The 25,116-nt window shown below is 60.0% G+C and carries 16 protein-coding genes, 2 tRNA genes and 3 rRNA genes; 14 read left to right on the top strand and 7 right to left on the bottom strand.

What is annotated here, in order from left to right; translation table 11 throughout:
- Positions 1-16 precede the first annotated feature (16 nt).
- The 5 genes from BRPE64_RS19550 to BRPE64_RS19530 form a co-directional block, all read right to left on the bottom strand.
- Positions 17-1,462: an efflux transporter outer membrane subunit gene (locus BRPE64_RS19550; protein WP_044042788.1), complete on the bottom strand. Its 1,446-nt coding sequence runs from the start codon at positions 1,460-1,462 to the stop codon at positions 17-19.
- A 9-nt stretch (positions 1,463-1,471) separates the two neighbouring features.
- Positions 1,472-2,632: an ABC transporter permease gene (locus BRPE64_RS19545; protein WP_016355258.1), complete on the bottom strand. Its 1,161-nt coding sequence runs from the start codon at positions 2,630-2,632 to the stop codon at positions 1,472-1,474.
- The gene (locus tag BRPE64_RS19540; protein ID WP_016355257.1) at positions 2,629-3,588 is read right to left on the bottom strand and encodes an ABC transporter ATP-binding protein; all 960 of its coding nucleotides are present in this window, start codon (positions 3,586-3,588) and stop codon (positions 2,629-2,631) included. The genes BRPE64_RS19545 and BRPE64_RS19540 overlap by 4 nt, the downstream gene beginning before the upstream one ends.
- A complete protein-coding gene (locus BRPE64_RS19535; RefSeq protein WP_016355256.1) occupies positions 3,585-4,541 on the bottom strand; it encodes an HlyD family secretion protein in 957 nt (318 codons plus the stop codon). The genes BRPE64_RS19540 and BRPE64_RS19535 overlap by 4 nt, the downstream gene beginning before the upstream one ends.
- Before the next feature lie 238 nt (positions 4,542-4,779).
- Positions 4,780-6,909: a phosphocholine-specific phospholipase C gene (locus BRPE64_RS19530; RefSeq protein WP_016355255.1), complete on the bottom strand. Its 2,130-nt coding sequence runs from the start codon at positions 6,907-6,909 to the stop codon at positions 4,780-4,782.
- 83 nt (positions 6,910-6,992) lie between these two features.
- Here BRPE64_RS19530 and BRPE64_RS33265 point away from each other — a divergent pair, with 83 nt between their 5' ends.
- Positions 6,993-7,361 carry a hypothetical protein gene (locus tag BRPE64_RS33265; protein ID WP_160167938.1) on the top strand — a complete coding sequence of 123 codons (369 nt, stop codon included), beginning with the start codon at positions 6,993-6,995 and terminating at the stop codon, positions 7,359-7,361.
- Between the two features lie 79 nt (positions 7,362-7,440).
- On the opposite strand, the gene BRPE64_RS19520 is transcribed toward BRPE64_RS33265, so the two are convergent.
- On the bottom strand, positions 7,441-7,833 hold the full coding sequence (locus tag BRPE64_RS19520) for a nuclear transport factor 2 family protein (protein WP_044042529.1): 393 nt from the start codon (positions 7,831-7,833) through the stop codon (positions 7,441-7,443).
- Between the two features lie 220 nt (positions 7,834-8,053).
- Between BRPE64_RS19520 and BRPE64_RS19515 the strand changes: the two genes are divergently transcribed.
- From BRPE64_RS19515 to BRPE64_RS19470, 11 genes are all read left to right on the top strand, one after another.
- Complete coding sequence (locus BRPE64_RS19515; protein ID WP_016355252.1) at positions 8,054-10,477, top strand: penicillin acylase family protein; 2,424 nt, start codon at positions 8,054-8,056, stop codon at positions 10,475-10,477.
- A gap of 452 nt (positions 10,478-10,929) precedes the next feature.
- The gene (locus BRPE64_RS19510) at positions 10,930-11,307 is read left to right on the top strand and encodes a DUF4148 domain-containing protein (RefSeq protein ID WP_044042787.1); all 378 of its coding nucleotides are present in this window, start codon (positions 10,930-10,932) and stop codon (positions 11,305-11,307) included.
- Positions 11,308-11,710: 403 nt separating this feature from the next.
- Positions 11,711-13,244: ribosomal RNA gene (locus BRPE64_RS19505) — 16S ribosomal RNA — on the top strand.
- Positions 13,245-13,307: 63 nt separating this feature from the next.
- Positions 13,308-13,384 (top strand) — tRNA-Ile (locus BRPE64_RS31940).
- Between the two features lie 48 nt (positions 13,385-13,432).
- A tRNA-Ala gene (locus BRPE64_RS19500) sits at positions 13,433-13,508 on the top strand.
- A 299-nt stretch (positions 13,509-13,807) separates the two neighbouring features.
- Positions 13,808-16,688 (top strand): 23S ribosomal RNA (locus BRPE64_RS19495).
- 121 nt (positions 16,689-16,809) lie between these two features.
- Positions 16,810-16,923, top strand: a 5S ribosomal RNA gene (rrf, locus tag BRPE64_RS19490).
- The 16S, 23S and 5S rRNA genes sit together here with 2 tRNA genes alongside, the layout of an rRNA operon.
- Positions 16,924-17,074: 151 nt before the next feature.
- Positions 17,075-17,743 carry a hypothetical protein gene (locus BRPE64_RS19485; protein WP_232519243.1) on the top strand — a complete coding sequence of 223 codons (669 nt, stop codon included), beginning with the start codon at positions 17,075-17,077 and terminating at the stop codon, positions 17,741-17,743.
- Positions 17,744-17,775: 32 nt separating this feature from the next.
- Entirely contained in the window at positions 17,776-18,816 is a 1,041-nt protein-coding gene (locus tag BRPE64_RS19480) for a LacI family DNA-binding transcriptional regulator (RefSeq protein WP_016355249.1), read from the top strand.
- A gap of 127 nt (positions 18,817-18,943) precedes the next feature.
- Positions 18,944-20,728: an IlvD/Edd family dehydratase gene (locus BRPE64_RS19475; RefSeq protein WP_044042522.1), complete on the top strand. Its 1,785-nt coding sequence runs from the start codon at positions 18,944-18,946 to the stop codon at positions 20,726-20,728.
- A 10-nt stretch (positions 20,729-20,738) separates the two neighbouring features.
- A complete protein-coding gene (locus BRPE64_RS19470; RefSeq protein ID WP_016355247.1) occupies positions 20,739-21,506 on the top strand; it encodes an SDR family NAD(P)-dependent oxidoreductase in 768 nt (255 codons plus the stop codon).
- 58 nt (positions 21,507-21,564) lie between these two features.
- Here BRPE64_RS19470 and BRPE64_RS19465 read toward each other — a convergent pair whose 3' ends face one another.
- Positions 21,565-21,831, bottom strand: a complete 267-nt coding sequence (locus tag BRPE64_RS19465) for a hypothetical protein (RefSeq protein WP_144063450.1) — start codon at positions 21,829-21,831, stop codon at positions 21,565-21,567.
- 380 nt (positions 21,832-22,211) lie between these two features.
- Here BRPE64_RS19465 and BRPE64_RS19460 point away from each other — a divergent pair, with 380 nt between their 5' ends.
- Entirely contained in the window at positions 22,212-23,333 is a 1,122-nt protein-coding gene (locus tag BRPE64_RS19460; RefSeq protein ID WP_051180504.1) for an MBL fold metallo-hydrolase, read from the top strand.
- A 202-nt stretch (positions 23,334-23,535) separates the two neighbouring features.
- The gene (locus BRPE64_RS19455) at positions 23,536-25,101 is read left to right on the top strand and encodes a methyl-accepting chemotaxis protein (RefSeq protein ID WP_269765229.1); all 1,566 of its coding nucleotides are present in this window, start codon (positions 23,536-23,538) and stop codon (positions 25,099-25,101) included.
- Positions 25,102-25,116 lie beyond the last annotated feature (15 nt).

Below are 25,116 nucleotides of genomic sequence, written 5' to 3'. Positions count from 1 at the left end.
GCAGATGCAATCACTTTCACTGCGGCGCGTAAGCGGCCTTCATATCTTCGCCCGCACCGCCTAGCGACTGATACAGCGCCGCCGTGTCGCTCAGACGATTGCCTTGCGCAAGCGCATGATCGAGCTGCGTCTGCAAAGCTTGACGCTGCGTATCGAGCAGATCGAAACGGCTCACGCCGCCTGCCGCATAGCGTGCGTTGGCGATATCGAGATTCGCTTGCGCTTCGTGCGCCGCGACTTCACGCGCGCGTAGCGTGTACGCGTCGTTTTGCAGCGCGGTCAAACTGTCGGCGACTTGCTGCAATGCATCCAGCACGGTCTGACGATAGGACTGCAGCGATGCATCGTAGGCCGCTTCCGCCGAACGCTTCTTTGCGCGTAACTCGCCGCCATGAAAAATCGGCTGCGTTAGATTCAGGCCGGCATTCCACACGTTCAAACTATTCAGCATGTCGCCGATATGAGTGCGCTGACTTCCCGCGCCCGCCGAAAGCGAGAACTTCGGATAGAGATCGGCAGTCGCCACGCCGACATTCGCGCTTGCCTGATGCAACAGCGCCTCTGACGCGCGGATATCCGGACGTTCGCGCGCGAGCGTCGAGGGCAACGTCAGCGGCACGCTGTCGGGCAGATGCAGCGATTCGAGCGTGATGGCATCGAAGTCCGCCTTCGATGGCTCCGCACCGGTCAGCACCGCAAGCCGATGATCGGCCTGATCGCGCTGCGTAATGAGCGAAGGCAGGCTCGCGCGTGTTTGCTCGAGCAGCGTGCGCTGACTGCGTACATCGAATTGCGCAATACCGCCGGCATTCAGGCGGCCTTCCATGATCGCGAGTTGACGTGACTGTGCATCGACGAGCCGTTCGGTAAGCGTGATCTGTCGTTGCAACGATGCACGCCGGATCGCGGTGGAGACGACATTGCCCGCAATCGAAAGACGCGCCGCGTCGAGCTCGAAAGACTGATAGTCCACTTGCGCACGCACCGATTCCAGCGCCCGCCGTTCGCCGCCGAAAACATTGAGCGTGTACGACACGCTGACCGATGCATCGTAGAGCGTGAACGGACCGGGACTCGGAATCGGCACGCCGAACGCGGCGGGATCGACTTTTTGACGCGAACCGGAAAGCGACGCGTCGATAGCGGGGAAGTATGTCGTGCCCGCCTGCGCTCGATAGTCTTCGCGCGCTTGTGTGAGCTTCGCGCGAGCCTGCGCGAGCGTGGGACTGTCGTTCAACGCCCGATCGACAAGCACGTTCAACGCATCGGAACCGAACTGCTTCCACCAGAGCGGGAGTGCGTGATCGGATGAGGGAAAGCTTTGCGGCGCCGCCGTATCGAGATTCTGTTGCGATGACGTTCTGACATAGCTTTGCGATTCGGGTGCGGCAGGCGCATGAAAATCGGGGCCGACGGTGCAGCCGCACAATGCGAGCGCGCAGAGTGTGAGGATGGGTTTCATCGGCATCTCCTAGTCGAGCGTGCGCCGGTAGAAGCGCAGCGCGATGCCCATCACGATGAGCGTGAAGAGCGCCATCGGCCAGACGGAAGGCCAAAGATCGGCCCAGCCGTTCCCCTTGAGCAGAATGCCGCGAATCAGGCGATTGAAGTACGTGAGCGGCAACAGATTGCCGATGAACTGCGCCCACGCGGGCATGCCCGAAAACGGAAACATGAAGCCCGAGAGCAGAATGTTCGGCAGAAAGTAGAACACCGTGAGTTGCATGGCCTGAAGTTGATTCTGCGCGAGCGATGACAGCGTGATGCCCACCGTCAGATTCGCGGCGATAAAGAGCAGCGCAGCGAGATAGATCGCAACGGGATTGCCGAGCAATGGCACATGAAACACGAAGCGCGTGGCTGCGAGAATGATCGATGCCTGAATGAGACCGATGAACACGTAAGGCACGATCTTGCCGGTCATCACTTCGATGGGGCGCACGGGCGTCGCGAGCAGATTTTCCATCGTGCCGCGCTCGCGTTCGCGTGTGATGGCGAGGCCGGTCATCATGACGAGCGTCATCGTGAGGATCACGCCCATCAGCCCAGGCACCACGTTGTATTGCGTGATGCCTTCGGGGTTGTAGAGGTTATGGACTTGCACATCGAACGCGGCGGGCTTGCCGTTCAGATACGCGAGCGGCCCGGTAATGTCCTTGTCCGCCACGGGCTGCACGAGCCCCGACAGCGCGCTTGTTGCCTTGCTGACCGCGTTCGGATCGGTGGCGTCCGCTTCGACGAGCAATGCAGGCCGCTCGCCGCGCAACAGCTTGCGTGAGAAATCGGCGGGAATGTTGAGCACGAAAAGCACGCGGCCCTGTGCGAGCGCACGGCGGCCTGCATCCTCGTCGGGCAGCGTTTCTTTGATATCGAAGTAGTCGGAGTGCTTCATCGCGGCGATGAAGCTGCGCGAGAACGGACTCTCCTCGGCGACGATCACCGCAGTCGGCAAATGCTTCGGGTCTGTGTTGATCGCATAGCCGAAGAGCGCGAGTTGCACGATCGGCAAGCCGACGATCATGCCGAACGTGATGCGGTCGCGCCGCAGCTGGAGAAACTCCTTGAGGACGATGCTCCACCAGCGCGTAATGGAAAAGCGCGTGAACATCGCGAGGCGTGCGTGCGAGCTCATGACTTCCCCTTGAAGTTGTCGGTCGAACGGCTCATCAAGTAGATGAAGACGTCTTCGAGCCCGGTGTCGATGCGCTCGGCGTGCGTCGCGCCGTCTTGCGTCGCCGCGCGCACCACGCGTTCGAGCGCGGCGTGATCGCTGCCGCTCACGTGCAGGGCCGAGCCGAACACGACGGTCTGATCGACGCCCGGCGTCTCGCGCAGGCGTTCCGACAGCGCGCTCAGATGTTCACCGCGAATGGTCCATGTCGAAAGGTTCTGCGACGCGATGACTTCGCTTGCCGTGCCTTGCGCCAGCAACTTGCCGTAGGCGATATACGCGAGCTTGTGGCAGCGTTCGGCTTCATCCATGTAGTGCGTGCTGACGAGCACGGAAATGCCTTTGGCCGCGAGCCGATGCAGTTCTTCCCAGAAGTCGCGGCGCGCGGTGGGATCGACGCCGGCAGTGGGTTCATCAAGCAGAAGCAACTTCGGTTCGTGCAGCATGCATGCGGCAAGCGCGAGGCGCTGTTTCCATCCGCCCGACAGTGAACCCGTCAGTTGATTCGCGCGGCTCTGTAAACCGAGCGCTTCGAGCGAACGATCCACGACTTCACGTCGATTCGCCATCTGATAGATGCGCGCGACGAAGTCGAGATTTTCGCGGATGGTCAGATCTTCCCAATACGAGAAGCGCTGCGTCATGTAGCCGACATTACGTTTGATCTCTTCACTCTCGCGCACGATGTCGTAGCCGAGACATGTGCCGCTACCCGAATCAGGCGTGAGCAGACCGCACATGAGACGGATTGAAGTGGTCTTGCCGCTGCCGTTCGGACCCAGAAAGCCGAAGATCTCGCCGCGCGCCACTTGCAGCGATACATCGTTGACGACGTGCTTGTCGCCGAAATGCTTGTTGAGATTGTGTACGTCGATGACGTTTTGCACGTCGCGGCCGTTCTCCGCGTGCGGGTTCATTGGAGCCTCACCGCGACCGGTTGACCGGGATGAAGCTTCATTGCATCGCTGGCTTGCGGATGCGCCTCGATCATGAAGACGAGCTTCGCGCGATTCTCGTTGCTATAGATGACGGGCGGCGTGTATTCAGCCTGATTCGATACATAGGTGATCTTCGCCGGTATGTCGGCGGCGCAGCCGTCGCAATGAATCGATACGGCGCGCCCCGCCGCAAGACGGCCTACGTCGCTTTCAGGCACGAAGAAGCGCACTTTTACGTTTTGCGGCGGCAACATTTGCACGACGGGACTGCCCGCCTGCACCCATTCTCCGACGCGATAGAGCGTGTCGTACACGAGTCCGTCAGCGGGCGCGGCGACGCGCTTCTGGTCGAGCTTCCATTGCGCCTGCGCGACGAAGGCCTGCGCTGCGGCCACTTGTGCGCGCTGTGCCGCGATCTGCTGCGGGCGGCCCGGCAAGCGGGCGACTTCCACTTGTTCGGAGAGATCGCGTACCTGTGCGTTGGCGGCATCGGCGTTCGCGCGGGAATCGTCGAGCTGGCCTCGGGCAATACCGCCGACGCTGAACTGCGCTTCGTCGCGGCTCAGTTGCAATGCGGCCTTGCGTGCGTTTGCGCGTGCCTGCGTCAGTTGCGCGCGAACCGAAGCGACTTCCGGTGCACGCTTGCCGGTGAGGATGTCGTCGAGCTGTGACTGCGCAGCGGCGAGTTGGCGTTTCGCCTGATCGAGCGCGGCGGTTTCATCCGCCGATTCGAGCGTGAAGGTGCCTGCGCCCGCCTTGAGCGTTTGACCGCGCGCGACCGACAACTCCGTCAGCTTGCCCGATTGCGAGGAGCCCAGATAGACGAACTCTCCTTCCACGTAGCCCTGGAAATCGTCGCGATCCTGATGAGAGCACGCAGCGAGCGCAGCGGCGAAGAGAAGATAAATGGGCAAGCCCGAAAGGCGGCTCATGGCGCACTCCGTCGAATGAAGATCATCAGTGTTTGGTTGGTCTACCAAACAATAAAGGAATGAGCGGGAGGGTGTCAAGCGTTGCCTGCTGACCAATGAAAGGAGGTGCTTACTTCACTTGCAGGCACTCGATGACCGGAAGGTGATGATCGCGCGTACCGTTATAAAGCAAAAACTCCCCATTCCGCCGGGCGCGGAATGGGGAGCGGACGTCAATCGACAGTCAGATAGAAGCGATTTAGCTGGTCGTCACCGGCGCAATCGCGGCGGGATCGGTCACGCTCGGCCGCCCGGTTTCGATGTGTCCCGCGATGCGTCGCGAGAAGGTGGTGTCGTCGCGATCGCTGACGGTCAGGTCGTACCAGTGATGACTCGCGGCGAGGATCCACGTCTCCTCGACCTTCGCATTCGGCGGCACGTTCACCTGACGTGTCCGCGCGCCATACGCGTTATCGATAATGGACAGCTTGGCGTGTGCATTGCCGTCGTTGACGAAGCGAAGCACGAGGTTGCCGTTCGCGATGTCGTAATGCGCTTTGACTTCAGGCTGCGACGTGCGCGCGTTCTGCTTGTCCGTCGCGCGCGTCGACACGCTGCCCGCGAAATTGCGCACGAAACCGTTCGGTCCGTACACCGTGAATGCATAGACGCCGTTCGTGTTGGTGAGGTCGAAGGTCTCGCGCAAGGACTTTTCCGCCTCGACGGTATAGCGCCACGGTCCATCAGTGCGATTGCCCGAATAGACATAGAAGTGCGCGCCCTGACGGCCCGTGTTCGCAAAGTCGATCACGAACTGGTTCTGCTTGTCCTTCGCGTTGCCGTTCACGTGCAACTCGTAGGGCAGTGCGCGTGCGAAGCGCGGTCCGGATTCCTGCGCGTCGATGGGGCCCGGCGTTGCGGGCACGGTCGGCGGCGGCTGCGTCGAGCACTGGTTATCGGCGATCGAACGGTAATTGCTCGTATCGGGCAGCGGCGGCATGCGTGAATCGGTGGTCTTGAAGTCGAACGCGGAGGTCAGATCGCCGCAGACCGCGCGACGCCATGCCGTGATGTTCGGCTCCATCACGTTGAAGCGTGTCTCGATGAAGCGGATCACCGATGTGTGATCGAATATCTGCGAGCATACGAAGCCGCCTTTCGTCCACGGCGAGACGACCGTCATGGGCACGCGCGGCCCGAGTCCGTAAGGCAGGTTATCGACGGTGTAGCTGCCGCCGCGCGCGGGATTCACGATGTCGTGAATCTCTCCATCGGTCGTTACTGTCGAGAGGCCTTGTGCGCGCGACGTCGGCGGCTGCGGCGGCACGACGTGATCGAAGAAGCCGTCGTTCTCGTCGTACATGATGAAGAGCACGGTCTTGCTCCACACCTCGGGATTCGCGGTCAGCGCGTCGAGAATCTGCGATGTGTACTCCGCGCCATACGCGGGCGTGTATTTCGGATGCTCGGAGAACGCCGCGGGCGGACATAGCCACGAGACTTGCGGCAGGCGGTTCGCAAGCACGTCGGCCTTGAGATCGTCGATCGTGCGCACGGTTTGCGCGCGCTCATAGAGCGGCGTGCCCGGCGTCGCGTTGATGTAGTTCGTGAAGTTCTGCAGGATATTGGTGCCGTAATTGCCGTTGAGCGGGTCGGCGCCCGTGAGCCCTTGCTGGTAGATCTGCCATGAGATGCCGGCTGCCTGAAGGCGTTCCGGATACGTGGTCCACGAAAGCAGTTGATAGTTCGGCGGGCCGTCGCCATCGACGAAATCGTTATTGTCGAGAAGCGGACCGCCCTTCGTGCCGGTCGGATCGACCGTGCCCGTCATCAGATACGAGCGATTCGGATGCGTCGGTCCGGGCAGCGAGCAGAAATAGGCATCGCAAACCGTGAATGCATCGGCGAGCGCATAGTGAAACGGAATGTCGCTGCGCAGATGGTAGCCCATCGTCATGTCGGTCTTGTTCGCACACCATTGGTCGTAGCGGCCCGCATCGATCGCGGCATGCGTCTTGTACCAGGAGTGGTCGAGATCGCCGACGCATTGCGCGCTCGTCGTCGACGTGTCCAGATGAAACGGCAAAACGGGCTTGGTCGGGTCCGCTTTCGAAGGCTGAAACCAAACGGGCTTGCCATTCGGAAGCGGGATCGGAAACCGGTCGTTATAGCCGCGCACGCCGCGCATGTGACCGAAATAATGATCGAAGGACCGATTTTCCTGCATGAACACGACGATATGCTCGATGTCCTGAATCGTTCCGGTACGCGTGGCAGCCGGGATGGCCAGCGCGCGACGGATCGATTCCGGAAAGACGGTGAGGGCTGCGGCGGCGCCCGCCGAATGGGCGACCGTGTGCAAAAAGCGGCGACGGCTATTCGATGTCATCGTTTATTTTCCTTCTGCTTGGGGGGAAAGTCATTCAGCGATGCGCGCGTTCATCCGGATCGGGCGCGTAGCTCAGCACAGGCGTGACCTGGCGGCTGTCCGCGTCGAGACTTGCTTGCGCGCTTGCAACCGGATCGCTCGCGGAGATCGGCGAGGTGGCGGTGTCATCGGTAGAAGAGGGATTCGAAGCGGCGTCGCCGGCCGCATTGCGATTCGCCGCGCTTGCGCTCGACGATGGTGTTGACGATGCACTGTCGCCCGGCCCGCACGCGGCAAGCGACAGCAGCAACATAAAGATTGGAATGGCACGGCACAACATGAGCAAGCTCCTCTTGCGTTCGCATGCGATGAAGATGGCGGACGCAAGTGTGCTGATGCTGCGAGAAAGTTTTGTGAAACGTTTGCGTGAGACGCGATTACCGGTCGCTTACTGTCGGTTTGAAATCTATTAGCAAGCGCTTATAGTGAAATTGAAAGTAACTCGAATGCAAATGTAATGCTCTCTTGGCGAGCCGTAGTCCTAAGCAATCATCAAAGCGATCCTCTTTTGGGCGCTTCGTGCGGAATCATCCAGCCAAAGAAAACCTCGGCCTCAACCAGCTTGTCATTTCGGATCGTGAGAATTTCCGTGTTGCGGAACGAAGCGCCTTCCTTCGTTCGAAGATCGTAGGTCACAAATACGCGTTCGCCGTCGCGCACGAGATGGACGAAGGTAAAGCTGTCTGTGGAAAGCGCGTTAGGCCAGCAGCGCGCGAAGTAGGTCGAGCGGTCGAGGCGATTGTCGCGCGGACTGGTGAAGTGAAAATCGTCGGCGATGAGTGCTTCGATCGAGGCGCGGTCCTTGGAGACGTACGCTTCATAGACGCGCTTAGCGATCTCTATGGGATCGGTCGCCTGGGCAGGGCCTCGATTGGAGTCGGTCATGGCGTGTTCCTTTACGAAGAGCAAAGTGTCGGCTTGCTGGTTTCCTTGATATGACGAGCGATGCCAAGCGAAATCGACGGTTATGCGCGACCTAAGCTTCCTTTGATGTATCCAAATGTAACCTGTTCCTTAGCGGGCTTTGCGCGTCGTTTGCATTCGCATTACATTGCGATACTTGTGTGGCCTGAATCGACACTCATAAAAAGAAGGAGACGTTCACATGAAGGTAAGGAAAGGACCGCGGCTGCTCGCCATGATCGTCGGTACGCTGATGAGCGGACCGCTGACGACGCAAGTTGCGCGGGCTGATGCCGCAAGCGACGAGACCATTGCCGTAGCCGGGCTGTCTCAGCCCTCGGATATCCTGATCGACCGCTGGGGTGTGCCGCATATCTTCGCCGCCAACGACAGCGATGCGTTCTTCGTGCAGGGGTTCAACGCAGCGCGCGATCGTCTGTTCCAGATCGACTTGTGGCGGCGGCGCGGTCTCGGCGAACTTGCTGAAGTCTTCGGTCCGGCCTACGTGGAGCAGGATAAGGCGACGCGGCTCTTTCTCTATCGCGGCGACATGACGACCGAATGGCAACGCTACGGACCGGACGCGAAGCCTGCGGCGACGCGCTTTGCAGCCGGCGTCAACGCCTATATCGGATGGCTCGCGGCCCATCCGGAGCGCACGCCTTATGAATTCCGCAAGATCGGCTATTGGCCCGCAAAATGGAGCGCCGACGACATCGTCCGGATTCGCAGCCACGGGCTCACGCGTAATCTGACGAGCGAAGTCGCGCGCGCACGTGTGGCATGCAAGAGCACGCTCGATGCAGATGCCGTGCGCTTCGGCTTGCAACCGCCATGGAAACCGCAGATGCCCGCGGGCCTCGATCCCTGTCTTCCCGAAGACGTCCTCAAGGTCTTCACGCTCGCCACGCAAGGCGTGCGCATCACCAAGGACTCGATGAAGAGCGCGGATGCATCGACGACTGTCATCGCGGCTGCGGACAATCCGGAGGAAGTTACCGAGGGCAGCAACAACTGGGTGATCGCGCCATCGAAATCAGCTACGGGGCGCGCGATCATGGCGAACGATCCGCATCGCGCGTACGCCGCGCCGAGCCTGCGCTACATCCAGCAGATCAGCACGCCGACGCTCGACATCATCGGTGCGGGCGAGCCTTCCGCGCCGGGTATTTCGATCGGACACAACGGTTCGATCGCTTACGGGCTCACGATCTTCAATATCGATCAGGAAGATCTCTACGTGTACGAACTGAACCCCGCGAATGCGCGGCAGTATCGCTACAAGGGCAAGTGGGAACCGATGCACGTCCTGCGCGAACAGATCGCCGTGCGCAACGCGCCTTCCGTCACTGCGGATCTTTTGTTCACGCGCCACGGTCCCGTCATCTATACGGAGGATGGCAAGCATCGCGCGTTTGCGGTGCGCACGGCCTGGTTGTCTCCGGGCATGTCGCCGTATTTCGATTCGATGCGCTATATGCGCGCCAGGAACTACGCGCAGTTCAAGGCTTCGCTTGCGACATGGGGCGCGCCGACCGTCAATCAGGTGTATGCGGACACGGAAGGCAACATCGGCTGGGTGCCAAGCGGTCTTGCGCCGATTCGCCCGAACTGGGATGGCCTCATGCCCGTGCCCGGTGATGGCCGTTATGAATGGGCAGGCTTCTGGCCGCGCGATGCGATGCCCTCGGTCTACAACCCGGAGCAAGGCTATTTCACGACGTCGAATGAGATGAATCTGCCGGCAGGCTATCCCTATGCCGAACGCAAGCTCGGCTTCGAATGGACCAATGGATCGAGGCATCAGCGTATCGACGAAGTATTGAAGTCGTTGCCCAAGGTATCGATCGAAGATTCCGAGCGCTTGCAGAAAGATAACGTGTCGATCCCGGCGCGCAGGCTGGTCGCGTTGCTTGCGCCACTTTCAAGCGACGATGAAGACACGCGCGCCGCGCTCGCGATGCTAAAGGGCTGGGATGCGTACATGGGCGCGAATTCGCCGCAGGCGGCGCTGGAAGAAGTGTGGCTGTCGCGGCATCTCGGGCGAACGTTCAAGGAAGCCGTGTTGCCGAAGGACGCTGCGGCATCTTTCGGTGCGCCCGATACGGCCGTCATGCTCGATACGCTCGAACATCCCGAGACGCGCTTCGGCGAGAACGCGCAAGCAAAGCGCGACGCGGTGTTGCTATCGAGCCTGCACGATGCATACGGTGAGATGCGGCATCTGCAAGGCGCAGATGCGAGCCAGTGGAAGTGGGGCAAACTGCAAACGAACCTCAACGCTCATCCTCTCGCCGATGTCGTCGACGCGGATATGCGCGCCAAGCTGAACGTCGGTCCGATCGGCAAGGGCGGCAGCGCCTATACGCCGAATCAGTCGACTTATCGCGCGAGTGATTTCCGCGAGACCAACGGGCCGTCGTTCCGTGTGGTCGTCGATGTCGGCAATTGGGACGCCTCGCGCGCAGTGAATCTGCCGGGCGAGTCGGGCGATCCGGATAGTCCGCATTATCGCGATCTCGCGCAGATGTGGCTCGACGGCGAGTACTTCCCGTTATTGTATTCGCGCGCGGCAGTGGAGGCGGCGACGGAGAAGCGCGTGCATCTCGTTCCGGCCGCTCGTTGATCGTCATCTTGATGGACGGCATTGTTGCGGGATCGGCAAGGCATCTTCAACGCAAGCGGCGATGATCTTTGAGCCGCCCTGCGTGACAATAGCGACGCGGTGGACGGGTGCTGGCTGGCGCCTTGCCGGACTCCTCATCCGGTTCGTCCTCCGCGTTTCTCCTCCTCCTTGATGTCCTCGCTCGGTACGGCGCGAACGCCGTGCTTCGGGCCTATCGATACACCCTCTGCAAATTCCGTCTCGCTGCGGGAATAGATCGCTACGTGCGCGGGTTAACCATTCGAAGCCTCAACGCTTGAAAACAAGGTGTCGACCGGAGCCAGTCCTTTGCGCTTGTTCCGGTGCAGTGCACCGCTCGAGTGAGTCGAAGCCGCGCAAGGGCCCTGTGCGTTCGATGAGGTTCGTGGATCGCTTGCGATCCGGTCAACCTTTTCTGTCGGAGTGTGAACATCATGAACGCCATCGCCAAAGTCATCGTATCCATCGCAGTTGTCGCCGCTCCTACCTTTGTCTTCGCGCAAAGCGAAAACGTGCCGCTTACCCGGGCTCAAGTGAAGGCCGAACTGGCTCAACTCGAGCGCGCCGGCTATTCGCCTGCCACGGGAGAGGCTGCCAACTATCCCAGCGATATCCAGGCCGCGGAAGCGAAGGTCGCCGCCGCGCAGCAGGGAACGAAAGAGTCGAACGAAGCCTATGGCGGTGCCCATGCAGGCGGCGCGGCCTCGGGCGCCGGCTCGACGCATATGCCGATGTCGACGCAGCATGGCGCGAGGTCGGCTTCGGATTGCGTCGGGCCGGCTGGATTCTGCACGCCGTTTTTCGGAAGCTGAATCGTCAGGGCGAATGCCGGAATCCGGCGTTCGAAACCTTATGAGGATTTTTTGGATTTCGAACGCGCTGCCCGAGTGCAGAAAAATAATTTGCGAAAGGGGGTTGACCCGGTGGTCATTCGCCAGTCATAATTCGCCTCCCGTTGAATGACGGTGCGCAAGAAAGCAAGCGAATAGCTGCGATAACTGCGAATGTTCTTTAAAAACTAACAGCCGATAAGTGTGGGCGCTTGATGGCAAGTGCGGTTGCGGTTCTTCGGAATCGTAGCAATAGCAAAAGTAATCAAGAGTCTCACGCGAAGTATTAAGAGGAAGGTTTATCTGTCTACGGATGGATTAATCATCGTCAGTACGTTGAGTGAGCGACCGGTTGGTAAAACAACCGAAAAACAGTAACAGGTTTGAACTGAAGAGTTTGATCCTGGCTCAGATTGAACGCTGGCGGCATGCCTTACACATGCAAGTCGAACGGCAGCACGGGGGCAACCCTGGTGGCGAGTGGCGAACGGGTGAGTAATACATCGGAACGTGTCCTGTAGTGGGGGATAGCCCGGCGAAAGCCGGATTAATACCGCATACGATCTACGGAAGAAAGCGGGGGATCCTTCGGGACCTCGCGCTATAGGGGCGGCCGATGGCAGATTAGCTAGTTGGTGGGGTAAAGGCCTACCAAGGCGACGATCTGTAGCTGGTCTGAGAGGACGACCAGCCACACTGGGACTGAGACACGGCCCAGACTCCTACGGGAGGCAGCAGTGGGGAATTTTGGACAATGGGGGCAACCCTGATCCAGCAATGCCGCGTGTGTGAAGAAGGCCTTCGGGTTGTAAAGCACTTTTGTCCGGAAAGAAAACCATCGCCCTAATATGGTGGTGGGATGACGGTACCGGAAGAATAAGCACCGGCTAACTACGTGCCAGCAGCCGCGGTAATACGTAGGGTGCGAGCGTTAATCGGAATTACTGGGCGTAAAGCGTGCGCAGGCGGTCTGTTAAGACCGATGTGAAATCCCCGGGCTTAACCTGGGAACTGCATTGGTGACTGGCAGGCTTTGAGTGTGGCAGAGGGGGGTAGAATTCCACGTGTAGCAGTGAAATGCGTAGAGATGTGGAGGAATACCGATGGCGAAGGCAGCCCCCTGGGCCAACACTGACGCTCATGCACGAAAGCGTGGGGAGCAAACAGGATTAGATACCCTGGTAGTCCACGCCCTAAACGATGTCAACTAGTTGTTGGGGATTCATTTCCTTAGTAACGTAGCTAACGCGTGAAGTTGACCGCCTGGGGAGTACGGTCGCAAGATTAAAACTCAAAGGAATTGACGGGGACCCGCACAAGCGGTGGATGATGTGGATTAATTCGATGCAACGCGAAAAACCTTACCTACCCTTGACATGGTCGGAATCCTGCTGAGAGGCGGGAGTGCTCGAAAGAGAACCGGCGCACAGGTGCTGCATGGCTGTCGTCAGCTCGTGTCGTGAGATGTTGGGTTAAGTCCCGCAACGAGCGCAACCCTTGTCCTTAGTTGCTACGCAAGAGCACTCTAAGGAGACTGCCGGTGACAAACCGGAGGAAGGTGGGGATGACGTCAAGTCCTCATGGCCCTTATGGGTAGGGCTTCACACGTCATACAATGGTCGGAACAGAGGGTTGCCAAGCCGCGAGGTGGAGCCAATCCCAGAAAACCGATCGTAGTCCGGATCGCAGTCTGCAACTCGACTGCGTGAAGCTGGAATCGCTAGTAATCGCGGATCAGCATGCCGCGGTGAATACGTTCCCGGGTCTTGTACACACCGCCCGTCACACCATGGGAGTGGGTTTTACCAGAAGTGGCTAGTCTAACCGCAAGGAGGACGGTCACCACGGTAGGATTCATGACTGGGGTGAAGTCGTAACAAGGTAGCCGTATCGGAAGGTGCGGCTGGATCACCTCCTTTCTCGAGCTTCGCACGAAGTTATCTAAGCGCTCACGCTTATCGGCTGTAAGAAAGACAGGCTAAGGGTCTGTAGCTCAGTCGGTTAGAGCACCGTCTTGATAAGGCGGGGGTCGTTGGTTCGAATCCAACCAGACCCACCACCCGAAAAGGCGTGCTGACGGAGTGACCACTCATAGTCAGGCCACGAAGGGGGATTAGCTCAGCTGGGAGAGCACCTGCTTTGCAAGCAGGGGGTCGTCGGTTCGATCCCGTCATCCTCCACCAAGTCCTCAATGCACAGCGTTCCGCGTGAGCGCTGTGCATTGGCGACTGTAGCCAGTTGATGCTGCAAGCATGGAAGTGAGCTTGTCGGCTAAACGTTCTTTAACAATCTGGAAGAAGTAGTAAAGAGAGTGATGAAAGCACTTAGAGATGGGTGTGAGTAAGAACTCAGGGTAGTGATTGTATCAAGTATGAAAAGGTAATCGAAAGATTGCTTTGGAATACGGCACAACGCGAATACTCAGCCTATGACGAGAAGTCGGCCGCAAGCGGCAACGCTCAAGCAGACACACTCGTTATAGGGTCAAGCGAACAAGTGCATGTGGTGGATGCCTTGGCGATCACAGGCGATGAAGGACGCGGTAGCCTGCGAAAAGCTACGGGGAGCTGGCAAACGAGCTTTGATCCGTAGATGTCCGAATGGGGAAACCCGGCCCGCATGGGTCATCCTAGACTGAATACATAGGTCTAGCGAAGCGAACGCGGTGAACTGAAACATCTAAGTAACCGCAGGAACAGAAATCAACCGAGATTCCCAAAGTAGTGGCGAGCGAAATGGGATCAGCCTGTACTCTTTATCTGAATTGTTAGTCGAACGCTCTGGAAAGTGCGGCCATAGCAGGTGATAGCCCTGTAGACGAAAACAGTTTGGAAGAACTAGGTGTACGACAAGTAGGGCGGGACACGTGAAATCCTGTCTGAAGATGGGGGGACCATCCTCCAAGGCTAAATACTCGTGATCGACCGATAGTGAACCAGTACCGTGAGGGAAAGGCGAAAAGAACCCCGGGAGGGGAGTGAAATAGATCCTGAAACCGCATGCATACAAACAGTCGGAGCCTGGAAACGGGTGACGGCGTACCTTTTGTATAATGGGTCAGCGACTTACGTTCAGTAGCGAGCTTAACTGATTAAGGCAGGCGTAGCGAAAGCGAGTCCGAATAGGGCGATCAGTTGCTGGGCGTAGACCCGAAACCAAGTGATCTATCCATGGCCAGGTTGAAGGTGCGGTAACACGTACTGGAGGACCGAACCCACTAACGTTGAAAAGTTAGGGGATGAGCTGTGGATAGGGGTGAAAGGCTAAACAAACTTGGAAATAGCTGGTTCTCTCCGAAAACTATTTAGGTAGTGCCTCGTGTATCACCTTCGGGGGTAGAGCACTGTCATGGTTGTGGGGTCCATTGCGGATTACTACGCCATAGCAAACTCCGAATACCGAAGAGTGCAATCACGGGAGACAGACATCGGGTGCTAACGTCCGGTGTCAAGAGGGAAACAACCCAGACCGCCAGCTAAGGTCCCAAAGATTGGCTAAGTGGGAAACGAAGTGGGAAGGCTAAAACAGTCAGGAGGTTGGCTTAGAAGCAGCCACCCTTTAAAGAAAGCGTAATAGCTCACTGATCGAGTCGTCCTGCGCGGAAGATGTAACGGGGCTCAAGCCAGTCACCGAAGCTGCGGATGCATATTTATATGCATGGTAGGAGAGCGTTCCGTAAGCCTGCGAAGGTGTGTCGAAAGGCATGCTGGAGGTATCGGAAGTGCGAATGCTGACATGAGTAGCGATAAAGGGGGTGAAAAGCCCCCTCGCCGTAAGCCCAAGGTTTCCTACGCAACGTTCATCGGCGTAGGGTGAGTCGGCCCCTAAGGCGAGGCAGAAATGCGTAGCTGATGGGAAGCAGGTCAATATTCCTGCACCATTGTTAGATGCGATGGGGGGACGGATCGCGGAAGGTTGTCCGGGTGTTGGAAGTCCCGGTCGCTGCATTGGAGAAGGTGCTCAGGCAAATCCGGGCACAGGATTCAAGGGTGTGGCGCGAGCTTCTTCGGAAGCGAAGCAATTGGAAGTGGTTCCAAGAAAAGCCTCTAAGCTTCAGTCTAATAATGACCGTACCGCAAACCGACACAGGTGGGCGAGATGAGTATTCTAAGGCGCTTGAGAGAACTCGGGAGAAGGAACTCGGCAAATTGGTACCGTAACTTCGGGATAAGGTACGCCCTTGTAGCTTGACTGGCCTGCGCCAGGAGGGTGAAAGGGTTGCAATAAACTGGTGGCTGCGACTGTTTAATAAAAACACAGCACTCTGCAAACACGAAAGTGGACGTATAGGGTGTGACGCCTGCCCGGTGCCGGAAGATTAAATGATGGGGTGCAAGCTCTTGATTGAAGTCCCGGTAAACGGCGGCCGTAACTATAACGGTCCTAAGGTAGCGAAATTCCTTGTCGGGTAAGTTCCGACCTGCACGAATGGCGTAACGATGGCCACACTGTCTCCTCCCGAGACTCAGCGAAGTTGAAGTGTTTGTGATGATGCAATCTCCCCGCGGCTAGACGGAAAGACCCCATGAACCTTTACTGTAGCTTTGCATTGGACTTTGAACCGATCTGTGTAGGATAGGTGGGAGGCTATGAAACCGGAACGCTAGTTTCGGTGGAGCCGTCCTTGAAATACCACCCTGGTTTGTTTGAGGTTCTAACCTTGGCCCGTGATCCGGGTCGGGGACAGTGCATGGTAGGCAGTTTGACTGGGGCGGTCTCCTCCCAAAGTGTAACGGAGGAGTACGAAGGTACGCTAGGTACGGTCGGAAATCGTGCTGATAGTGCAATGGCATAAGCGTGCTTAACTGCGAGACCGACAAGTCGAGCAGGTGCGAAAGCAGGTCATAGTGATCCGGTGGTTCTGTATGGAAGGGCCATCGCTCAACGGATAAAAGGTACTCTGGGGATAACAGGCTGATACCGCCCAAGAGTTCATATCGACGGCGGTGTTTGGCACCTCGATGTCGGCTCATCTCATCCTGGGGCTGTAGCCGGTCCCAAGGGTATGGCTGTTCGCCATTTAAAGAGGTACGTGAGCTGGGTTTAAAACGTCGTGAGACAGTTTGGTCCCTATCTGCCGTGGGCGTTGGATATTTGAAGGGGGCTGCTCCTAGTACGAGAGGACCGGAGTGGACGAACCTCTGGTGTACCGGTTGTCACGCCAGTGGCATCGCCGGGTAGCTATGTTCGGAAGAGATAACCGCTGAAAGCATCTAAGCGGGAAACTCGCCTTAAGATGAGATATCCCCGGGGCTTCGAGCCCCTTGAAGGGTCGTTCTAGACCAGGACGTTGATAGGTCAGGTGTGTAAGTGCAGTAATGCATTGAGCTAACTGATACTAATTGCCCGTAAGGCTTGATCCTATAACCAGTGTGTTTGCCTCCACTGGCGAGTAACGCGTGTGCGACAATCGCCACCCACATCCTTACTGCTTCTTCCCAGATTGGTTGTAGCGCCCATGCGGCGACACAACAACAAGTCATGCCTGATGACCACAGCGAGTTGGTACCACCCCTTCCCATCCCGAACAGGACCGTGAAACGACTCCACGCCGATGATAGTGCGGATCTCCCGTGTGAAAGTAGGTAATCGTCAGGCTCCTCATGCCTCAACTCAAAAACCCCACCCCATAAGGTGGGGTTTTTGCGTTTCGGGCCATCGCTTTTCCTGAAAGCGTTCGCTCCGACACTATCGTTTTCCGAATGCGCCCTTTCTGTCGGTAGAATGGCAACGAAAGGTTGTACCCATCATGCCGGCCCTTCCCGGAGCGCATATGAGAACGAGCCTCTTAATTGCCGCTGTCAGCGTCGCGCTGCTTGTCGCCGCGTGCGGAAAGAAGAACGATGCAAGCGAGTCCAGCCTGGGCAACGCAATTTCCGCCGACATGAAAACGAACCGTGGCCTGCTGTGCCTGAATCGCAGCGGGCGCGGGCCGTACGCGTTCCCATCGGCGTATAGCAACCGGGATCTCAACGAGTATTCCGCCGCCGCCTTGCGCGAACAACTGGCTGCGCTGGAAAAGGCCGGGCTCATCGCGCGGGCGGCGACCACGCCCGCCAACGCGAACGCCAAGCAGAATGGCATTGCATATAGCCTGACAGGCGAAGGACAGAAATACGCCGTCGAGACGTCGCGTGCCGCGGGCGACCCGAACGCCACGAGCGACCCGCGGGTCTGGATGATCTGCTACGCGCACGTCAAGCTGGACAAGGTCGCCGGTTGGACGGAGCCCGATCCGACCGCGCACCGTTCCGACGTCACGTATACGTACAAGCTCGAAAACGTGGCGCCGTGGGCCGATGACCGCGACATCAAGCGCGCCTTTTCGGAAGTGACCGCTTCCGACCGCGAGGCGGGCGAGACGAAGCTCCACATGACGCTGGAGCAGCGCGAGGACGGCTGGGTGCGGGTGGACTGACCCGCCGCCGATTCCCCCTAGACAAGCGACGCATGGCCGCATCCACCTTCGATCCAACCGGCGGTCCGCCCCGCATGTCCGACGTCGCCCGGCTCGCGGGTGTTTCGAAGATGACCGTATCGCGCGTGCTCGCCGGCCACAGTGTCGCGCTGGCGACGCGCGAACGCGTACAGAAGGCGATCGACGAACTCGGTTATGTCGCCGATGCGGCCGCCGGCGCATTATCGTCCGGGCGCTCGGAATTCGTGGCAGTGCTCGTTCCGTCGCTTGCCAGTTCGAACTTCTCCGACACCGTGCGCGGACTTTCCGCGTCGCTCGAACCGCACGGCCTGCAATTACTGATCGGCGATACCGACTATCACCTCGATCGCGAGGAACGACTCGTGCGCTCGATGCTGCGTCATCAGCCGCGCTGCATCGCGCTGACGGGATCGCGTCACACGGACGCGACGCGCACGCTCTTGCGCCGCTCGGGCGTGCCGGTGGTCGAGATGTGGGACGCGCCGTCCGATCCGATCGATGCCGCCGTCGGCTTTTCCAACGTCAGCGCCGCGCGCGCGATGGTGCGCTATCTGGCGGACAAAGGCTTCGAGCGTATCGGGTTTCTGGGCGGGGCGAGCGAACTGGACCGCCGCGGGCTCGATCGTCTGAAAGGATTCCGCGCGCAGATGAAGGCGCTGGGATTCGACGACGACCGCGTCATCCGCCTGGGCGATTCGCCGATCACGATGAGTCACGGCGCGCCGGCGATGTCGGCGCTACTGGAACAGTGGCCCGACACGCAGGCCGTGATGTGCGTGAGCGACATGTCCGCATTCGGCGCGATAATGGAATGTCACCGGCGCGGCCTCTCGGTGCCGGATGATATCGCCATTGCGGGCTTCGGCAACTTCGAGGTCGCGGCGTGTTGCACGCCGTCGATCACCACGGTTTCCGTCGATGCATACGGCATCGGCTTGCGCACGGGCGAGATCTTGCTCGCGGCGCTCGAGGAGCGTGAAAAGGGCATCGTCGGGCATACGGGCAAACGTGTTCGCGTGACGTATTCGGTGCTGCCGCGCGAGAGTGCCTGAGGCGAAGCAAATCGACACAGCGTGCTAAGATTGCCCTGAATGTTACCGGTAACGTAACGGCTTAAACATAAGACGGACAGCATCGGCGCTCATGCCGAGCGACTGCGCATCAACGGAGATACACGCCATGCCCCAACAGAATCCCAAGCGCCTGCGCAGTCAGGAATGGTTCGACGATCCCTCGCACGCCGACATGACGGCGCTCTACGTCGAGCGTTTCATGAATTACGGCCTGACGCGCGAGGAGTTGCAGTCGGGCCGGCCGATCATCGGCATCGCGCAGACAGGCAGCGATCTTGCGCCATGCAATCGTCATCACATCGAGCTTGCCGCGCGCACGAAGGCAGGCATTCGCGATGCCGGCGGCATACCGATGGAGTTCCCCGTGCATCCGCTTGCGGAGCAGAGCCGCCGCCCGACCGCCGCGCTCGATCGCAATCTCGCTTATCTCGGGCTTGTCGAAATCCTGCACGGCTTTCCGCTCGACGGCGTCGTGCTGACGACCGGCTGCGACAAAACCACGCCCGCCTGCCTGATGGCGGCGGCGACCGTCGACATGCCCGCGATCGTGCTGTCGGGCGGCCCGATGCTCGACGGCTGGCACGAAGGCAAGCGCGTCGGCTCGGGCACGGTCATCTGGCATGCGCGCAATCTGCTTGCGGCCGGCGAGATCGATTACGAAGGCTTCATGCGCCTCACGACCGCATCGTCGCCATCGATCGGCCATTGCAACACGATGGGCACCGCGCTCTCGATGAACAGCCTCGCCGAAGCACTCGGCATGTCGTTGCCGACGTGCGCCAGCATTCCCGCCGCGTATCGCGAGCGCGGACAGATGGCCTATGCGACGGGCAAGCGCATCGTCGATATGGTGCGCGAGGATATGAAGCCGTCGAAGATCATGACGCGCGACGCGTTCATCAACGCAATCGTGGTTGCGTCGGCGCTCGGCGCATCGACCAACTGCCCGCCGCATTTGATCGCGATTGCGCGGCATATGGGCATCGAGCTGAGTCTCGAAGACTGGCAGCGTTATGGCGAGCAAGTGCCGCTCATCGTGAACTGCATGCCCGCGGGTGAGTATCTCGGCGAAAGCTTTCATCGCTCGGGCGGGGTGCCTGCCGTGCTGCGACAACTCGATGCGGCCGGTCTCCTGCGGCGCGATTGCCTGACGGTGTCGGGCCGCAAGATCGGCGAGATCGCAAGCGAAGCGCCCGCCGCCGACAACGAAGTCATCCGCACGGCCGACGATCCGTTGAAGCACGGCGCGGGCTTCATGGTCCTGTCGGGCAATTTCTTCGATAGCGCGATCATGAAGATGTCGGTCGTAGGCGACGCGTTCACGAAGACGTATTTGAGCGAACCCGGCGCGGAGAATACGTTCGAAGCACGCGCTATCGTATTCGATGGTCCCGAGGACTATCACGCACGCATCAACGATCCCGAGCTCGAAATCGACGAGCGCTGCATCCTCGTGATTCGCGGTTGCGGTACGGTCGGTTATCCGGGCAGCGCGGAAGTCGTGAACATGGCGCCGCCCGCCGAGCTGATCAAGCGCGGCATCGATTCGCTGCCCTGCATGGGCGATGGCAGGCAGAGCGGCACGTCCGCGAGTCCGTCGATTCTCAACATGTCGCCGGAAGCGGCGGTCGGCGGCGGTCTCGCGCTGCTGCGCACCAATGACAGGATTCGCGTCGATCTGAACGCGCGCGCCGTCAACGTGCTGCTCGATGAAGCCGAACTCGAAAGCCGCCGCTCGCAGTCCGCATTCGCCGCGCCGGTCGCACAGACGCCGTGGCAAGAGTTGTATCGGCAGACGGTGGGGCAGTTGTCGACGGGCGGATGCCTCGAACCCGCCACGCTGTATCTGAAGGTGATCGAAAAGCGCGGCAATCCGCGTCATTCCCACTGAGCGAGCCGCCATGTCCTACGCCATCTATCCGAGCCTCGCGGACCAACGTGTCGTCGTTACGGGCGGCGGCAGCGGCATCGGCGCGGCGATCGTCGAGGCCTTCGCGAAACAGGGCGCGCGCGTGTTTTTCATCGATGTCGCCGAAGCCGATTCGCTCAAGCTCGAACAGGCGTTGTCGAGCGAGAAGCACGCGCCGAAGTTTCTGCGTTGCGATCTGCGCGATGCGGATGCCATCGAACACGTCTTCGATGCGATCGCGAACGAAGCCGGTTCCATCGACGTACTCGTGAACAACGCCGCGAACGACGATCGGCATCAGTGGGACGCGGTCAGCGCCGCCTATTGGGACGAACGCATGGCCGTAAATCTGCGGCATCAGTTCTTCTGCGCGCAGGCGGCCGCGAAGCGCATGCGCACGCAGCGTCGCGGTGCGATCGTCAACATGGGTTCGATCTCGTGGCATCTCGCGCTGCCCGATCTCACGCTCTACATGACGGCGAAAGCGGCGATCGAAGGCCTCACGCGCGGCCTGGCGCGCGAACTCGGCGAGCACGGCATTCGCGTGAACACGCTGATTCCGGGCGCGGTGCGCACGCCGCGTCAGATGAAGATGTGGCAGTCGCCGGACAGCGAGGCGAAGCTCATCGCGCAGCAATGTTTGCACGAGCGGATCGAACCGGAGCACGTCGCCCGCATGGTGCTGTTCCTCGCCTCCGACGACGCCGCGCGGTGCACCGCGCGCGATTTCTACGTCGACGCAGGCTGGTTCGGCGCATAACGCGTTACGGCGTCGTTACGACACGCTAAGGCTCGATGTCACGTGACGCACGCGCGTATCAAAGCCGTGCGTCGCGCCGGCGTGCCACGGTCGGCGTCGCCTTGACCTTCGGCATCGTGCCGCTTTCGATGTAGTGCTGCACCGTATCCGCGGCTTCGTGATAATCGCGTTCGTCGAGCCAGTGCCAGACCGCTGCGAGAAACAGGCCGAGGCCCGCATGCCCGCAATGGGCGATCACCTGTTCGATGCCTTCCGCGAGCGCTTCGGCGCGTCCCTCGGGCCGCAGCGCGCTCGCAACGTGCGATGCGGCGCGTGAGACCAGCATCGCGTGCATCGTGTGCAATTGCGGATTGAATGTGCGTAATGCGTGTTTTCTTTGACTGCTGCCCATGACGCCCCCGGCTCTGGCGTGCTGCGCGTTTCGATGCGAGATCCGCACGAAAATGAACGCGCGCCGCGCTTGGTTTTTCGAAAGGCGCCAAATCGACGCCGCGGTGGCTGTTGCAAGAAGCGGGCCGGAAATCTGCCATTGCGTACAAATTCGGCCGCTCAGCTTTGCACGGCGCGGCAAGAAGCACTATCGGATGATCGGCTAAAAAGCGTGCAAAGACGATCAAGCATGCATTCCGTACAATCTAAAGCTTTGCGCGGCATATAGATCGTCAAAACATGCGCTGTCTCTCTTTCTTTTCGATCGACAAAACCATGCGACGCGTACACGCCGCGCTATGCGCACTGTCGTTGCTCGCAGGTTGTTCGTCCGGCACGCCGGCGCGAAGCGAGGAAGCTGCGCAAACGGCCGAACCGCAGCCGCTGCGTCACGCGCAGCGCACGGCGTCCGGCTTCGAAAACAACTATGGGCACTTGCCGCGCGAATCGTTCCTGAAATGGCGCTGGGAACGCTTCACGCAAGGTCTGCCGAAGCCGCCCGCAAACGGCTATCGCTTTCCGATGGCGCATCCCGACATCGCCTGGCTCAAGGCGAACCGTAGCGTCGACACGCTCACATGGATCGGCCATGCGAGCGTGCTCGTGCAGATCGACGGCGTGAACATCCTCGCCGATCCGGTGTTCTCCGAACGCGCGTCGCCGTTTTCGTTCGCGGGTCCGGAGCGCAAGACGCCGCCCGGCCTCACGCTGGACGAGTTGCCGCACATCGACATCGTGCTGATTTCGCACAGTCACTACGATCACCTCGACAAGCCGAGCGTCGAGGCGCTCAACCGCCAGGCAGGCGGACCGCCGCGCTTTCTCGTGCCGCTCGGCATCAAGAAGTGGATGAACGACGTCGGCATTGCAAACGTGGAAGAGCTGGACTGGAGCGACGAGACGCACGCCGCCGGGCTCGATATCTGGTTCGTGCCGAGCCAGCACTGGTCCGCGCGCACGCCGTTCGACCGCGCGGAAACCTTGTGGGGCGGCTGGGTCGTCAAGACGCCTGCGGGCGCGGCGCGTCCCTATTCGTTCTATTTCGCGGGCGACACCGGCTATTCGCAGGATTTCCGCGACATCGGCGCGCGCTTCGGCGGCTTCGATCTCGCGTTGATTCCGATCGGCGCCTACGATCCGCGCTGGTTCATGCACGCACAGCACGTCGATCCGGAAGAAGCCGTGCGCATCTTCCAGGACGTGCACGCGAAGAAGGCGATCGGCATTCACTGGGGCACATTCGAACTCACTGACGAACCGCTCGACGAGCCGCCGCGTCGTCTGGCCGACGCCGTGCGCCGCGCCGGACTGCCCGCCGACGCCTTCACCGTGCTGAAACACGGCGAAATGATTCGCCTCGACACGCCGGGCTCAAGCGCCGTCACAATCGGTCGTTAACACGATCTAACAGCGACGATCTAACAGCGCGGCTTTCACGCGCGCAAATTCCTCCTACAATTAAGACGCCTCGATGTCGGGGCGGGCTCGTGGTTGCGCGCGCATGCGGCAGCCTTCCTTACCTACCGATAGGGCTCCACGCGTGAAGCAACTGTCCATCCGGCATCGCATCCTGGCCAGCTTCGGCATCATTCTTTCGCTGATGCTCATCATGGCGGCCCTTTCGTACACGCTGCTCGGCGGCATCGACCGCGAAGCAAAGAGCCTCGAAGACGACTCGATGCTCGGCTTCGCGCTCTCCAACGATCTTCGCGCGGCATGGTTCGAGAACTACACGCTGACGCAGCGGCTCGTCTTCATCGACAACGACGCGGAGCAAACGCGCCGCGACACGCAACGTCTTACCGAAACGCGCGCCACGCTAGACAAGCTGATGGACACCTACGTGCCCACCATCTTCGAAGACGAAGACCGTCGTCTCTTCAACGATTTCAAGCGTCAGCGCGAACTCTATACGCCGATCCAGGACCAGACGCTGCGCGAACTGACGACCTCGAAAGATGCAGCCGTTGCAACGTTCAACACGCGCCTGACCCCCGTATGGGAAGCGGGCCAGGCCGCGGCGCGCGGGCTCGTCGATCACAACGAGACCTTCAATGCGAAGTCGGTGGAAAGCATTCGCGCGTCGGTGCAGAAGTCCGAGATGACGCTCATCGTCATCATGCTTGCGGCGATTGCGGCGGCCGCCGTGCTCGGCTTCATGCTGATGAAAGCGCTGACCGTGCCGATGCTGCGTCTCGTCGATGTCGTCGACAAGATGCGCACCGGCGATCTCACGCAGCGGCTCGCGCTCGCACGCCGCGACGAATTCGGCACGCTCGAAGCAGGCTTCAACCGCATGACCGATGAACTCACGGGCCTCGTCAGTCAAGCGCAGAAGTCGGCGGTTCAGGTGACGACCTCGGTGTCCGAGATCGCCGCGACCGCGCGCGAGCAGCAGGCCACCGCGAGCGAGACTGCGGCGACCACGACGGAAATCGGCGCGACGTCGCGTGAAATCTTCGCGACCGCGCGCGATCTAGTGCGCACGATGAACGAAGTATCGGGCGTGGCGGAACAGTCGGCCGCGCTCGCGGGCACGGGACAGGCGGGCCTCACGCGCATGGAGGAAACCATGCGTCTCGTGATGGAAGCCGCCGGCTCGGTGAACGGCAAGCTCGCGATCCTGAACGAGAAGGCGGGCAACATCAATCAGGTCGTCGCGACCATCACGAAAGTTGCAGATCAAACTAATTTGCTGTCGCTGAACGCGGCCATCGAAGCGGAGAAAGCGGGGGAATACGGGCGCGGCTTCGCGGTCGTCGCGACCGAGATTCGCCGTCTCGCGGACCAGACGGCTGTCGCGACCTTCGATATCGAACAGATGGTGAAGGAGATTCAATCCGCTGTCGCCGCGGGCGTGATGGGCATGGACAAGTTCTCCGAAGAAGTGCGCCGCGGCATGCTCGACGTGCAGCAAGTGGGCGGGCAGCTTTCACAAATCATCCATCAGGTGCAGACGCTCGCGCCGCGTGTTTCGATGATCAACGAAGGCATGCAGACGCAGGCGACCGGTGCGGACCAGATCTCGCAGGCGCTGTCGCAATTGTCGGAAGCCGCGCAGCAGACGGCCGAGTCCTTGCGCCAGTCGACGCAGGCGATCGACGATCTCACGCACGTCGCCAACGGCTTGCGCACGGGTGTGACGCGCTTCAAGGTCGCCGCTTAAACAGATACGAATACA

It is taken from the genome of Caballeronia insecticola (assembly GCF_000402035.1).
GTDB classification, from domain to species: domain Bacteria; phylum Pseudomonadota; class Gammaproteobacteria; order Burkholderiales; family Burkholderiaceae; genus Caballeronia; species Caballeronia insecticola.
This window is presented reverse-complemented; position numbering and strand designations above follow the sequence as displayed.

Bases quoted from the DNA above. Each gene is read 5' to 3' on its own strand.
- BRPE64_RS19540 (WP_016355257.1), bottom strand. From the start codon at position 3,588: ATGAACCCGCACGCGGAGAACGGCCGCGACGTGCAAAACGTCATCGAC.
- BRPE64_RS19515 (WP_016355252.1), top strand. From the start codon at position 8,054: ATGAAGGTAAGGAAAGGACCGCGGCTGCTCGCCATGATCGTCGGTACG.
- BRPE64_RS19480 (WP_016355249.1), top strand. From the start codon at position 17,776: ATGGCCGCATCCACCTTCGATCCAACCGGCGGTCCGCCCCGCATGTCC.
- BRPE64_RS19545 (WP_016355258.1), bottom strand. From the start codon at position 2,632: ATGAGCTCGCACGCACGCCTCGCGATGTTCACGCGCTTTTCCATTACG.
- BRPE64_RS19550 (WP_044042788.1), bottom strand. From the start codon at position 1,462: ATGAAACCCATCCTCACACTCTGCGCGCTCGCATTGTGCGGCTGCACC.
- BRPE64_RS19535 (WP_016355256.1), bottom strand. From the start codon at position 4,541: ATGAGCCGCCTTTCGGGCTTGCCCATTTATCTTCTCTTCGCCGCTGCG.
- BRPE64_RS19455 (WP_269765229.1), top strand. From the start codon at position 23,536: ATGCTCATCATGGCGGCCCTTTCGTACACGCTGCTCGGCGGCATCGAC.
- BRPE64_RS19460 (WP_051180504.1), top strand. From the start codon at position 22,212: ATGCGACGCGTACACGCCGCGCTATGCGCACTGTCGTTGCTCGCAGGT.
- BRPE64_RS19530 (WP_016355255.1), bottom strand. From the start codon at position 6,909: ATGACATCGAATAGCCGTCGCCGCTTTTTGCACACGGTCGCCCATTCG.
- BRPE64_RS19520 (WP_044042529.1), bottom strand. From the start codon at position 7,833: ATGACCGACTCCAATCGAGGCCCTGCCCAGGCGACCGATCCCATAGAG.
- BRPE64_RS19475 (WP_044042522.1), top strand. From the start codon at position 18,944: ATGCCCCAACAGAATCCCAAGCGCCTGCGCAGTCAGGAATGGTTCGAC.
- BRPE64_RS19470 (WP_016355247.1), top strand. From the start codon at position 20,739: ATGTCCTACGCCATCTATCCGAGCCTCGCGGACCAACGTGTCGTCGTT.
- BRPE64_RS19485 (WP_232519243.1), top strand. From the start codon at position 17,075: ATGCCGGCCCTTCCCGGAGCGCATATGAGAACGAGCCTCTTAATTGCC.
- BRPE64_RS19510 (WP_044042787.1), top strand. From the start codon at position 10,930: ATGAACGCCATCGCCAAAGTCATCGTATCCATCGCAGTTGTCGCCGCT.
- BRPE64_RS19465 (WP_144063450.1), bottom strand. From the start codon at position 21,831: ATGCTGGTCTCACGCGCCGCATCGCACGTTGCGAGCGCGCTGCGGCCC.